Genomic DNA, 12,368 nt, shown 5'->3' with positions numbered 1-12,368 from the left:
ATTTGGAAGTCTTTTGACGAAAATAGCTTCTAAACAGCTATTCCTTACTTTATAACATGAGTTCACTTTCGCATATTGATGAACACGGCCAACCCAGCATGGTGGATGTATCTGCTAAAGCGGTAACAACCCGAACGGCCATTGCCGAAGCGTTGGTCCGTTTCCCGGAGGCCGTATTTGAGCAGCTAGCCGGGCAGAATTTCTTAACCAAGAAAGGCGCCGTTTTCCAGACGGCCATCATTGCCGGAGTAATGGCTGCCAAGAAGACCTCTGACATTATCCCGCTGTGTCACCCCTTGGCCTTGTCTACCTGCAAAATTGAGATTGAACCGGCGGAAAATTTTTCGTTGAGGGTTACCTGCCTAGTGCGTTGCGAGGGAAAAACCGGCGTAGAAATGGAAGCCTTAACGGGGGCTTCTGCGGCAGCGCTTTGTATCTATGACATGTGCAAGGCCCTTACTCATGACATCATCCTTTCTGAGATAAAATTGATTCAGAAAACCGGCGGAAAGTCAGACATCCATGCTGCCCAGTAAGACAGTTTAACCTCTTTTAAATGAAATTAGGCTAAAAGCTTAAACCTAAACAGGCGATACTAAAACACCTAAACCAGTTTGGTTCAATTGATTTATAAGAAGGAGCTAAATAGGTGCACCTCTTGTAAACCCTTGGAACTTCATTTAAGAATAGATTATGGACAGTCGCTATACCCGCCAACTACAACTACCCGGCTTTGGGCCGGAGGCTCAACAAAAGCTGCAGGCAGCCAAGGCCCTGGTTGTGGGCGCGGGCGGGCTGGGAGTTCCGGTGCTGCAGTACTTAGTTGGTATGGGTGTTGGAACAATTGGCCTGGTGGATGGAGACCAAATTAGCCTGAGCAACCTTCACCGCCAGGTGTTGTACGGCACCTCAGAGGTAGGTCAGTTAAAGGTGGAAGTGGCCGCTAGAAAACTTTTCCAACTTAATCCGGAGGTGCAATTGAAAACCTATCCCAGCCACCTCTCTCCTGAGAATGCCCTGGAGGTTATTCAAGGGTATGATCTGGTCATTGACGCCACCGACAATTTTGAAGCCCGGTACCTGATCAATGATGCCTGTGTGCTCTTGAACAAACCTTTTGTGTACGGCGCCCTGCATCAGTTTGAAGGACAGGTGAGCGTTTTTAACCTGGAAGATGGTCCCACCTACCGTTGCCTTTATCCTACCCCACCCTATGCGCAGGAGATCCCGGACTGCAACACGGCGGGAGTGTTGGGAGTAGTGCCAGGGTTGATTGGTTGCCAGCAAGCTTTGGAAGCGGTGAAGGTGTTGACAGGCATAGGGAAGTCGCTTTCCGGGTATTTGCTCATGTTGGATTTCCTGAACCAGTGCCAATACAAAATCAAGCTGAGGGCGAACCCAGAAAACAAGCGAATTTCTACTCTCCAAACTTCTTACGCGGTGGCTAGCTGCACCAAAGTACCGGAGGTGTCCCCAACTCAACTGTATGCCTGGGTTCAGGAAGGCAAAAAACTTCTGCTGCTAGATGTGCGCGAACAGGAGGAGTATGTAACCGGGCATTTACAAAAATCTTTGCTCACGCCTTTGTCGGTGTTCAGAAATCAGGTCAGCCACTTACCGCAGCACCTTCCAATCGTCACCATCTGCCAAAAAGGAGGCCGAAGCCTTAAAGCCGCCGAGATGCTGTTGGACGAAGAACCTACCGCGGAGGTGTATAGCCTTACCGGAGGCATGGAGGCCTGGAATGCTCAAATGGACAACCAACTGGTTGTAAAATGATGGAGATGGATCTGAACCTTCTTTTATTGATCTTCAGCTTCTTTGTCATTGCCACGTTGTACTCCTCGGTGGGGTTTGGCGGCGGCTCAAGTTACCTGGCTTTACTGGCACTTTTCCTGCCAAATTTCCTGGAAATAAAATCCACCGCCTTGCTGTGCAACTTGGTGGTGGTTACGGGTGGGACTTACTTGTTCATCAAAGAAGGCCACTTTAACCTAAAGAAGTTTCTGCCCTTGGCCTTGTGCAGCGTACCCGCAGCCTTTCTGGGGGCTACTTTCTCTCTCACACAGTCGGTGTTCTTCATCTGTTTAGGGGCAGTGCTAGCCTTTTCGGGTTTTCTTTTGATCCTGCAGTTCTTCACGCAACCAGTGGCCGAGAAAATGCAATATGCCCAACACTCCTGGCTTTTCAACCTGGTCTTAGGTACCAGCGCGGGCTTTGTCTCCGGGTTGGTAGGCATTGGAGGAGGCATTCTACTTTCACCTGTCCTACACCTACTGCGGTGGGCTAATGGCCGTTCCATAGCTGCTTTGGCCTCTTTCTTTATCTTGGTTAATTCGATTGCTGGCTTACTGGGCCAGGTGGCGAGTGGCAACTTTCGGGTTGATCCCTCTTTGCTTTGGCTTTTGTTGCTTGCGGTTTTCCTGGGAGGTCAGTTGGGCACTAGAGTGAGTTTGCGCAAGATTAAACCCCAGGCAGTGAAAGGCTTGACCGGTGTTTTTGTGCTTTTCATTGGCCTTAAGCTGGTCCTCAATTACCTGTAAACCCCAAAATTCTACCTATGATCTCCGTCAAGGATGCATTGCACCTGGTACTTCAAAACAAAATCAAACTTGGCCTGGAGAAAGTTGACTTGCTTTCTTCCTTGGGCCGCGTCTTAGCCCAGGAAGTAACCGCCGACCGAGATTTTCCGCCTTTTAACCGGGTCACCATGGACGGAGTGGCCATCAGAACGCAGGAGTTTGAGGCCGGCATCAGGTCTTTCAAGATAGCAGGAATTCAAGCGGCGGGTACCCCGCAAATGGAATTACCCCAGGAAGGCCATTGCCTGGAGGTAATGACCGGCGCCATGCTCCCCCAGTTTGCCGATGCCGTGGTTCGGTACGAAGACTGTTTCATTGATCAAGGATTAGCCACCATTAGATTGCCCCAAGTTGAAGTTGGGCAAAACATTCACCGACAGGGAGCAGATAAAAAATCAGGGGAAGTGCTGTTGCCTTCTGGAACCAAGATCACTCCGGCGGTAATCGCCACGTTGGCATCTGTTGGCTTAGCTTCTGTAAAGGCTTTTAAATTACCCAGGATAGCGGTTTGTTCTACCGGCGATGAATTGGTGGAGATAGCGCAAACCCCGCTCCCGCACCAGATCAGACGATCCAACGCCTATATGTTGGCGGCAGCCTTACAGCAGGAAAATATAAAAGCCTCCCTATTCCACTTGCCGGATGAACCAGAAACCATGCACCAAAACTTGCATTCCATCTTGGCCGCGCATGACGTAGTTCTTTTGTCTGGCGCGGTGTCACAGGGTAAGTATGATTATTTACCGCAGGTGCTGGATCGTCTTGGCTTTGAAACCGTTTTCCATAAAATTGCCCAAAAACCGGGCAAACCCATGTTGTTCGGCCGGTTCCCTGCCCAGAAGTTGGTGTTTGGCTTTCCGGGGAACCCAGTTTCTACGTTTGTGTGCTACCACTTATTCTTCAAGCCTTGGCTGAATGCCTCCCTGCTCCAACCACCCCGGGAGTACCAGGCTAAGTTAGGCCAGCAGATCGACTTTAAGCCTGCGCTCACCTACCATGTGCCGGTAAGGGTAACTAATGTGGACGGGGTTTTAATAGCCTCTCCTATCCCAGCCACTGGTTCTGGTGATTTGACCAGCATTCTGGAGGCGGATGCTTTGTTGAGTTTACCTGCGGAACAAGATACCTTTTCTCAAGGTGAAGCATTCCCGTTAACTTTTCTTTCCTGAGGGTACCACTTGCCTTCAGAACACCATTCTTTTCGGAGCCGTATTCGTTTAAATTAGGACAAACCCTTACCCCACTTGTTTTACGTACAACCGGGAAGTTACCAAAGGTTTAAAGCATGGAAAATACAGCGTGGGATGCCGAGCGGTACCGGGAGTTGAATGGCTATTTCCGGGAGAAAATACAGCATCAGTTAACCTCAGATCCTCATCTGTTAAACCAGATGGCCGAGGGAAAAAGCTTGCAGTTAGAAGAGATTGTGGAGAGTTTATCCTTGAATGACCAACTTCTTTGGAAGGAGTTTCTATACCTTGACCAACTAAAAATGCACCAGGACCTGCAGAACCACTTAGAGGGGAAAGGTAACCCTATGCATGACGGGGCCGGGTTTTACCGCCAGTCTAACGAAGAAGACGAAGAGAAGCCTCTTTGGTAACCAGAGCACCCAAGTGATCAAGATGGGCCTAAACCAGGCTTGTCTATTTCAATGATTCAAAACTGTACTGGGCATCACTCCAGAATTCATCCAGGGCAATGATGCGCGGTTTGAAAAAAGAGATCAAGGTGGGCCAGTCTTCGCGGTTGAAGACGTTTACCGGGCTAATTTGCTTGTAAATCCGGCTGAGGGGCTCGCCATACTCGTTGGTGGTGTGTAGTTCCCATTCCCATTCTTCGCCCAAGGTGTCGTGCAGGTAGGTTTTCAATTCAAGGAACTGCTCAAAGAAAAGCTCCTGAATGCCAGGATCGGGGTGCGTCATTTCTATCCCAATGGAAGCAAATTTTGTTTCGGCGCGCATCCTAAAGTACACGTGCTTGATGCCTGTCTTATAGTTTGACCAGTTGATCTTTAAGCCTTCGGCCGAGGGGTGCGGAGCAATGTATTGGCCAAAAGTAGTCCAAAAGGCTTGTCTAAGTTGCGAGGCTTGTTCTCTGGTGTACATGTTGGCGTAATTAAGGGTAAGGCTCTTTTAAGTCGGGTACTGTTTCCCGCTCTGAAGAGGTGGATTATTTGTATTAATCCTCGTGCTACAAAAGGATTCTTGAAAGTAGCTTCTCTAGTTTTGAATTGATTTTGTTGCCTGTTTTTTTAAAAGTAAGGCAAAGCACAAATACTTACTTTTAGGTATTTTAATACATTTTAGAAAGGCTTTAATTTGTTTTTAGTTGGAGCTACAAAAAAAGCTTCAACACAGGGTTTTTATTTTTGAAGAGGGGGCATCGGGGGACGCCCCCTCTTTGTTTTTACTGATTTTTGAAGCTTATTAAAACAGAATTCCTGCTTCTTTCAAGCATCTGTTTTTGAGCTTTTTACCTGAATTAAATCAAAACCAGAATGCTCTACCTTACCACTGCTGATGCACGGTTGGCCGGATGTATTTGTCATAAATATCCCGTACTGCTTGCATCTGCTCTTGAGACAAAGCGGGTAAAGAAGCAGCGGCTAAATTAGAACTTACCTGTTCTGGGCGGGAGGCCCCCGGAATAACGGTACTTACTTCAGGGAACATCAGCACCCAACGCAAGGCCCAGGCGGCCAATGGCTCTTGGCCTGGAAAAACCTTTTTCAATTCTTCCACGGCGTCTAGACCCAAATCAAAATCTACCCCAGAGAACGTCTCACCTTTGTCAAAAGCTTCGCCGTGGCGGTTGAACGTGCGGTGGTCTTCGGGCCCGAACGTAGTCTGATGCGACATTTTACCGGAGAGCAAACCACTGGCCAGGGGTACCCGCACAATAAGGCCAACATTGTTTTCCTTCGCTACGGAGAACAACTGCTCACTAGGCTTCAGCCGGAACATATTGAAGATAACCTGCACGGTGGTTACATTGGGAAAGCGCATGGCCAGTAAGGCTTCGTCTACCAGTTCCACGCTAACCCCTAGGTTCCTGATTTTTCCCTGCTCTTTCAGGCGGTCAAACACCTCAAAAATTTCGGGGCGGGTATATACCTCTGTTGGTGGGCAATGCAACTGGATCAAGTCTAAGGTATCCAGTTTGGTGTTGCGGAGGCTCTGCTCTACATAGGCGGTCAGTTTCTCGGGCGTATAACCTTCCGGAACGTGGGGTTGGATCTGCCGGCCGCACTTGGTAGCCACAAATACCTCTTCGCTGCGGCTTTTCACCACTTTTGCCACGGCTGCCTCACTTAACCCGTCACTGTACACATCGGCGGTATCAATGAAATTTACCCCGGCATCTATGGCCGAATGGATGATGGTTTCAGCGGTTTGCTCGTTGAAGGGTTCGCCCCAACGACCTCCTACCTGCCAGGTGCCCAAAGACACTTCTGATACATTGAATCCGGTTTTTCCTAATACTCTATAGTTCATTTTGTTTTATTGTTAACCTGCGATTAAGGTTTGTACTGAAATAAACTCCAAAAGATAGAAGAAGGCCTCTGTTTTTGAAAGTAGAGCGAGGACCTGTTTTGAGCCCACTTTGACGAAAATTGCCACTAAATGCCTTGCTTGCAAAACAAAAGCTGTTTAACACACTCACCTCAATTAGCGGTGTTGTTCATAAATGGACGCTGGTATTTGGGTTTTTAAGAAATGGAGAGTGTCATTTGAAAGAGCGGGAGATTGGGCGGCTTCCAAGGCTTGGGTTAAGTGATTTTGAGTTCTTATTCCTAAAACAGCGCTGGTGATGGCCGGATGGTTCAACACATATTGCACCGCGGCTCCCTGTTCCTTACTCTCCCCCGCGATGGCTTTCAGGGCCTGCGCGGCTTGGGTAACTTCTACTTCGGTATGGCTCAGGTAAGGCTTCGGCGTTTTACCCAACAAGAGGCCTTGGGCTAAGCTTCCACGGGCCAGAACTCCCACCCTATTTTGATGCAGCAAATCCAGCATCTGTTCCTCTGGTCTACGGTCCAACAGGCTGTACTGCATCATGACACTCACCAAGGATGATCGCTTCACGTACTCACGTATGACGTTAGGCCGAATGGAGGAAATCCCGTAAAACCTGATCTTGCCTTGCTCTTTTAGCAGTTCAAAAGCCTCAATGGTTTCGTCTATGGGGTCTTCCATGGTACCGCCGTGTAATTGGTACAAGTCCAGGTACTCGGTTTGGAGCCTACGCAGACTTTGTTCCACCGCTGCCAGTATGTAGGTTTTAGTAGGGTTCCAGTCCCAGCCGCTTCCATCAGGTCGCCACTGGTTTCCTACTTTTGAGGCAATCAGCACCTGGTCTCTTTGTCCCTTGAAAGCCTTTCCTACCAATTCCTCGTTTCGGCCTTTATCGTACAGGTCTGCTGTATCAAAGAAGTTGATGCCCATTTCCTGCGCTTGGTGCAAAAGCCTAATGCTCTCCCCTTCTTCCCCGGTCAAGGACATACAACCAAAACTCACTTCACTCACCTGTAAGTTGGAGGTACCTAATTGATTATAGTTCATGGGCGCAAATTTACTTGTGAAAGGGTAAAGCCTAAAACACCGAAGATAGTAGAAAAGCGGTTTAGGGCTTGGTTTCTAAAAAGTAACCCAGAACCGAATTGATGTAAAAAGTAAAACGTGGTTTACCTTAAGAAGATACTTTTAGGTGTTAAGGGGTTGAGGCAGAAAGAAGCTTTTTCAACTAATAAGGTTAACTAGTTCCTTAGAAGCTGTTTTATGCAAAGTGGGCGCTAAATTTCTTGACTAAGCCTGTTACCACCTTTTCCAGGGATGCTGCCCCTCAGCCTTCAACTTAGAGTACAGCAAAAGGAAATACACCCCATCCAGAACAAAGATGCCCAAGTAAAGCAGAATTAATAGGTATGAGTTTGGGAAGTACAGGTAAAACAATACGGATGGGAATACGGTGCCTATCAGTTTTGAACCCGCAATGTATAGAGACTGCCCTTTTGAACTGTCTCGCTTTAACAACATCCTGATAAACAGAACCGACATCATCAGGTTTTGGGCAAAGGCAGCATAAATGCCAAAGTAATCATTGAACTCACGCGCCATAAAGTTGATGATAAGAGCGCAGTACACCAGCGTAAAGAGAAAGGTGGCATAAAACCACTTGCTGGATAAATGCTCCGGAAATTCGCCTCGACCGAAGCGTAGATACTGCACTAATATCCCTACATCAAACAAAAGCCACAGGTAATCTATGTACAGTTGGGGCAGCGGATGCGGATACACAAAGGAGAAGATAAACTCCCACGACAGGTTGGCACAAAGCGCAACCATGGGCATGCCGTAAATTTTATCCAGATAGCCTCGCCGGAGAATCAATAGATAGGTGATGGTCCAGAAAAGGCCACTGCCAATCATCAGAAAGTGGCTTAAAGCGGTTTCAATATGAACAGGATTCTGCAACATAAATTCCCAAACCCGAAAGGGTGCTAATTTGTTGGAAAATGGCTAATGGAAGCAGTAAGTAAACTTTCAAGTACAAATACATCAGCCTTAAATTATTCCACCCCGTTACTTCAAATACAAAAAAGTAAACGTACAATGGTCAAGGTAATGCGGGAAAAGCGAAAGGTCCTGGTCTTGTTTTTGCTGGGTTTTGTGGGCAACAATTTATCAGCTTCTGCGCAGGGGCTTACCGCCGAAGTGTTTGCCGGAACCTCCTGGAGCATCCCCACTCCTCTCACTATTAAACAGCCTGGTGAAGAAACTCTCCGTTTCAGTGCTCGCTACAAAACCCGTCCCTGGACAGGCTCTCCTTACTACACCTATAGAGTGGGGTACAACAGTTGGAGTGCCGAGTTGGTGCACCACAAAGTTTACCTTGAAAACCCTCCTTCAGAAATAGAACATTTTGAGGTGTCGCATGGGTACAATCTGGCCATGGTAAGCAAGGCTTTTCCCTTCAGAGACAACCCCGGCCTTTTCAGGATTGGTTTGGGCATGGTGATTGGTCACCCTGAGGGACGCGTACGGGGGAAAGCCATCAATCCCGTGAAAAGCTTGCTTGGGGGTGGATACCATATCTCGGGGATCTGCTTGCAGGCGGCGGTGGGTCCTAGACTTGGAGTAGCCGACCATTGGTTTTTCAGGCCAGAGGCGAAACTGACGGCAGCCTGGGCTAAAATGCCCCTTGCTGGAGGCGGAACCGCTTCGGTGCCTAACATCGCTTTCCATACTCTTTTCGGGTTTGGGTACCGGAGCAAACGGTAAAGAGATTTCCACTGCAGCTATCATCTTCTGTATCAAGTGGCTTTTCAAAAAAAAAGCCTCCAAACAGGAGGCTTCTTGGTGGTAGAAAATAATGCGGTGCAAAGTCCGTAATATTTAGGTTTAGAAAATACCCAAGGAAACGATGTGGTCTTTGCTGCCATCGGTTACCCATGAATCTAACTGGGCAGGATCTTTCATCTGTTGGCCCCGGTGACGCGGCACTGCGATGTACCCGCACTTGATATCCGGCAACGCCGACATATCACTCCAGAGTTTTTCAATCTGGGCAACGGGGTAAATGTCTTCCTGGCCGTGTCCCCAACGGTATTTCACGTCTTTGATGGTCACGTAGGTAGGCATGCGGTGCGCCACGCTTCTTACCGCTTTGGCCAGAAGTGCCTCATCGCCTTTTAAGTTCTTGCGAGTTAGCCCGAACAACGCTAACAAAGGATCAATCTGAACCCAGGTAGTCATGGTGTTGTAGTAGCTCAGGTTTAGCTCATCTTCTTCGCGAGGCTGCGCCAGACCTTCCAACAACCGAACTTTACCGTTCACCCGGGCCAACCCGCCACCTCGGTCCTCAATGCGGCGAGGCACTACCTCAAAGGTCAGCACATTGCCAGATTCCAGGTGGTACCCTAAAGCGGCCGGGTTGATGTCTGCGCCTAAAGTATCAATGTTGTGCAGCATGAGGGTCTCCAACTGCGGGTTCTCCTCCAGAATCTGGGCTAAAACCCCATTGCGCAGCATGTTGGACACCTCGTACCAGTGGCCCAGCGGTGAGAACCGTTGAGAGGCAATGTTGTCTACGTAATCAGAACCTTCACCCTTGGACTTCGCCCAATTGATCATGGCTCTTCTTCCGGCTTCCCTTACCTTTTGCTTGTTCTCGTCAAGAGTTTCCTGCGGCATCTCTTCCCACAAGAACCGCAGGTCACGCGCCATGGGAACATACCGTTGCCCAATAGAGCGTCCGGTAGATAAATAAACCGGACCTGCATACCCATATTTCTGAGTCTGCTCCAGGTGCTTCCGGATAGGCTCATGCGTGAGGTAACTGGTGGCCACCACATGGGGCAGCAGCGCACCATACTTGGTGGCTACGGCTTTGGTTTTGGCCAAATGGATTTCCAGGAAGCTCCGGTGCACACCATCTACTTCCACAAATGGATTCAAGGCTTTAATAACCCCGGCCCCTTTGGTCCAACGGCTTCCTACCCCGGCAGCCAAGCTCAGAACGCCAACTTTTCCGCCTTTGATGGCGGCCTCTCCTGTAGAAACGGCACTGGTCAGTTCCTCCAGTTTAACCAAATCACCCGCCTGCACATCTTCAATGGACGTTTCATTAGGTAAGCGGTTTCTGGACAAGCCAATGTAGCCCTTTTGTAGCTGCTCTCTTATTTCTTCGTGCTGAATAAAGTCAAACCCGTTTTCCTTTTTGATCCGGTCGGCTTTTTCATTCTCGTTGCTGCGGCTACCCTGTGACGAAGGATCAGATACCTTGAACAGGTTACTGACAATGGTCCGGAGCAACGGGTAAGCCAAATTGTTCTCGTCACAGTGGGTGGTAAAGAAGTCAATCTCCGCCCGGCGCACATACGAAATAGACTGAGGATCTTTCTTCACCAGATCTGATACATGGATGGCATAATATTGCTCGGGCATCAAGGCTTCATGGCCTTCGTGTAAATAGGACCAGGAACCTTTGTTGTTGATACTCCAATTATAAACCACCGGCTCCATGGCAAACGGAAGCGAATCTGATAGTTCCGCTTTGGTGGCCCGAAGAATATCCAGGACGCGCTGCTTGTATTCTTCGTACTGGTTTGGGTTCACGAACATCCCCATCCCTCCGCCAGACATACCGCCCAGCATCAGGAAGCCCAGGTAGTTCTCCCCAAAGGCTTTCTTTGCCCTCCGGATAATCTCCTCCGTGAAGTGCGTAGAGGCCCATGGGATGATGGTTTTGATAGGCTTTTCAAAGTTATGGGCAGTATTCGCCGCCAACTTACGGATGTCTCCTTCTTTCAGGGCGGCCAGGATGTTGTCGAACACCTGGTTTGTTTGCTGACGCGCTTCCCACTCTTTCTCGCCTCTTAGCAGGTACTTTTCAGAAACCATCTCCAAAATAGGACCCACGTTTGAAGCCATCCCCCCGTGCATGAGCACCAAGGAGTTCATCAGTTTATCGGCCATTTCCGGATGGATGTCCTCACCCTGTAACACCCGGTGCCTTGGCAACAGCGTACCACGGCTGATACCTGCTTCGGGATCCCCTTCCTTGGCAAAAGTACCCTGAATGGCTTTGATGCCTGGCCACACCCCGCCCGAGTCTTGCCAACCACCACCCGAGCCGCCAATCCACTCACCCAAAATTGCACGAGAAGCAACCAAACGGCGTTCGCTTTCCTCCAGACCGCCCACCAAGTTTTTGGCCTGACCGGTGGCGCGCATTAATAAGCTGATGATGGAGCCCAATAGGTTGGTAGAAACAGCAAAACGCGATCCCTTCGGAATGTCATTCACTTTAGTAACCAATTCAATACCCATCCCCGGAGCCACAATACGGGCCAGTACTTCAGGTAAAGATTGGTTAGTTCCCTCAAAGGAAGGCGGAATCAAGCCTGATGCAATTACCCCAGCCTTGATCAAGCTCAGGTAATCATTCCCGAAATTGAAAAGGTCATCCAGTTCGGTGATGTCTTTGGAGGTATTGAGGTCCAGGCTGGTTAACCGAAGCACCGGTTCCGGGATTACCCGCACAAAGGAATGCAAGGGCGGCTTTATGTCCTTGTCTCGGCCGAAAACGCCTAGGTCAATGGAGATATTCAGCACGCGCGCTCCCTCGGGGTAGTCCATTCCTAGGAAGAAGATATCAGACCAACCGCTGTGGGTTAAGTCCATCCGCACGGAGGTCCGTTCTTCCAAAACCGGGTAGAACAGGGAGTTCTCCTGGCGCTGAAGTAGGGACGGATGAATTTTGATTGGATGCTCCTCCTGGTGCCCTACCCGAAACATCCACTGGTTTCCGCGACTGGAGCGCACGCTTTTCCGAACCTGATCGGCCAGGATTTGGAAAGAAAGATGGTGGTAACTCTCGGCCAGGCCGCTAAACAAGGCGGCATTAGGTCCGTTGGTGTCTATTTCCTTAAGAAACGTGGAAATGGCGTGTTCAAACCGGCGCGAAAGTAAATCCTCAAAACCAGCGTAAGGTATTTTACCGGTGGCAGGTGTTTCCGCCGACTCCATGAGGAAGAACCGATACCCTGCAAACAGGAATAAAATGGCGCGTACCTTATCGTATAAACTGGGGGTTGTTTTCCGGAAATCATCTAACTCCCGCAGGGCCTTGAACAGCTCTTTGGTGGACATGTTGCGGCTCATCTGGAAAAATGAGCGGTTTCGTTCTGCCGGGTCTGTAGATGTAATGGTTTGTATAAATATGTTCATCTGCCTCTTTCTATGCCATCTTGTATGGCCTGTACAAAGCTTTACTTACAGC

11 protein-coding genes are annotated in these 12,368 nt (G+C 49.1%); 6 read left to right on the top strand and 5 right to left on the bottom strand.

Features of this window, described 5'->3' with window-relative positions; all coding sequences use genetic code 11:
- Positions 1-56: 56 nt before the first annotated feature.
- The 5 genes from moaC (at position 57) to ACW9SV_RS12145 (ending at position 4,185) form a co-directional block, all read left to right on the top strand.
- Positions 57-536 carry a cyclic pyranopterin monophosphate synthase MoaC gene (moaC, locus tag ACW9SV_RS12165; protein WP_479557038.1) on the top strand — a complete coding sequence of 160 codons (480 nt, stop codon included), beginning with the start codon at positions 57-59 and terminating at the stop codon, positions 534-536.
- Between the two features lie 157 nt (positions 537-693).
- Positions 694-1,779 carry a ThiF family adenylyltransferase gene (locus ACW9SV_RS12160; protein WP_479557037.1) on the top strand — a complete coding sequence of 362 codons (1,086 nt, stop codon included), beginning with the start codon at positions 694-696 and terminating at the stop codon, positions 1,777-1,779.
- Positions 1,780-1,784: 5 nt separating this feature from the next.
- Positions 1,785-2,543, top strand: a complete 759-nt coding sequence (locus ACW9SV_RS12155) for a sulfite exporter TauE/SafE family protein (protein ID WP_479557036.1) — start codon at positions 1,785-1,787, stop codon at positions 2,541-2,543.
- 17 nt (positions 2,544-2,560) lie between these two features.
- Positions 2,561-3,751 carry a molybdopterin molybdotransferase MoeA gene (locus ACW9SV_RS12150; protein ID WP_479557035.1) on the top strand — a complete coding sequence of 397 codons (1,191 nt, stop codon included), beginning with the start codon at positions 2,561-2,563 and terminating at the stop codon, positions 3,749-3,751.
- 116 nt (positions 3,752-3,867) lie between these two features.
- On the top strand, positions 3,868-4,185 hold the full coding sequence (locus tag ACW9SV_RS12145) for a hypothetical protein (protein ID WP_479557034.1): 318 nt from the start codon (positions 3,868-3,870) through the stop codon (positions 4,183-4,185).
- 43 nt (positions 4,186-4,228) lie between these two features.
- Here ACW9SV_RS12145 and ACW9SV_RS12140 read toward each other — a convergent pair whose 3' ends face one another.
- The 4 genes from ACW9SV_RS12140 to ACW9SV_RS12125 form a co-directional block, all read right to left on the bottom strand.
- On the bottom strand, positions 4,229-4,690 hold the full coding sequence (locus tag ACW9SV_RS12140) for a DUF4268 domain-containing protein (protein ID WP_479557033.1): 462 nt from the start codon (positions 4,688-4,690) through the stop codon (positions 4,229-4,231).
- A 402-nt stretch (positions 4,691-5,092) separates the two neighbouring features.
- Positions 5,093-6,079, bottom strand: a complete 987-nt coding sequence (locus ACW9SV_RS12135) for an aldo/keto reductase (RefSeq protein WP_479557032.1) — start codon at positions 6,077-6,079, stop codon at positions 5,093-5,095.
- 174 nt (positions 6,080-6,253) lie between these two features.
- The gene (locus ACW9SV_RS12130; RefSeq protein ID WP_479557031.1) at positions 6,254-7,147 is read right to left on the bottom strand and encodes an aldo/keto reductase; all 894 of its coding nucleotides are present in this window, start codon (positions 7,145-7,147) and stop codon (positions 6,254-6,256) included.
- 252 nt (positions 7,148-7,399) lie between these two features.
- Positions 7,400-8,062, bottom strand: coding sequence for a transmembrane-type terpene cyclase (locus ACW9SV_RS12125; RefSeq protein ID WP_479557030.1), 663 nt, complete (start codon positions 8,060-8,062; stop codon positions 7,400-7,402).
- A 135-nt stretch (positions 8,063-8,197) separates the two neighbouring features.
- Here ACW9SV_RS12125 and ACW9SV_RS12120 point away from each other — a divergent pair, with 135 nt between their 5' ends.
- Positions 8,198-8,866 carry a hypothetical protein gene (locus tag ACW9SV_RS12120; protein ID WP_479557029.1) on the top strand — a complete coding sequence of 223 codons (669 nt, stop codon included), beginning with the start codon at positions 8,198-8,200 and terminating at the stop codon, positions 8,864-8,866.
- A 120-nt stretch (positions 8,867-8,986) separates the two neighbouring features.
- On the opposite strand, the gene ACW9SV_RS12115 is transcribed toward ACW9SV_RS12120, so the two are convergent.
- Complete coding sequence (locus ACW9SV_RS12115) at positions 8,987-12,316, bottom strand: UTP--glucose-1-phosphate uridylyltransferase (protein WP_479557028.1); 3,330 nt, start codon at positions 12,314-12,316, stop codon at positions 8,987-8,989.
- Between the last annotated feature and the right edge of the window lie 52 nt (positions 12,317-12,368).

Source organism: Rufibacter sp. JT20002, from assembly GCF_056491185.1.
Note: the sequence above shows the minus strand (reverse complement) of the source record. Positions and strands in the feature narration are given on the sequence as shown.

Bases quoted from the DNA above. Each gene is read 5' to 3' on its own strand.
- ACW9SV_RS12155 (WP_479557036.1), top strand. From the start codon at position 1,785: ATGGATCTGAACCTTCTTTTATTGATCTTCAGCTTCTTTGTCATTGCC.
- ACW9SV_RS12145 (WP_479557034.1), top strand. From the start codon at position 3,868: ATGGAAAATACAGCGTGGGATGCCGAGCGGTACCGGGAGTTGAATGGC.
- ACW9SV_RS12125 (WP_479557030.1), bottom strand. From the start codon at position 8,062: ATGTTGCAGAATCCTGTTCATATTGAAACCGCTTTAAGCCACTTTCTG.
- ACW9SV_RS12135 (WP_479557032.1), bottom strand. From the start codon at position 6,079: ATGAACTATAGAGTATTAGGAAAAACCGGATTCAATGTATCAGAAGTG.
- ACW9SV_RS12120 (WP_479557029.1), top strand. From the start codon at position 8,198: ATGGTCAAGGTAATGCGGGAAAAGCGAAAGGTCCTGGTCTTGTTTTTG.
- moaC (WP_479557038.1), top strand. From the start codon at position 57: ATGAGTTCACTTTCGCATATTGATGAACACGGCCAACCCAGCATGGTG.
- ACW9SV_RS12130 (WP_479557031.1), bottom strand. From the start codon at position 7,147: ATGAACTATAATCAATTAGGTACCTCCAACTTACAGGTGAGTGAAGTG.
- ACW9SV_RS12160 (WP_479557037.1), top strand. From the start codon at position 694: ATGGACAGTCGCTATACCCGCCAACTACAACTACCCGGCTTTGGGCCG.
- ACW9SV_RS12140 (WP_479557033.1), bottom strand. From the start codon at position 4,690: ATGTACACCAGAGAACAAGCCTCGCAACTTAGACAAGCCTTTTGGACT.
- ACW9SV_RS12115 (WP_479557028.1), bottom strand. From the start codon at position 12,316: ATGAACATATTTATACAAACCATTACATCTACAGACCCGGCAGAACGA.
- ACW9SV_RS12150 (WP_479557035.1), top strand. From the start codon at position 2,561: ATGATCTCCGTCAAGGATGCATTGCACCTGGTACTTCAAAACAAAATC.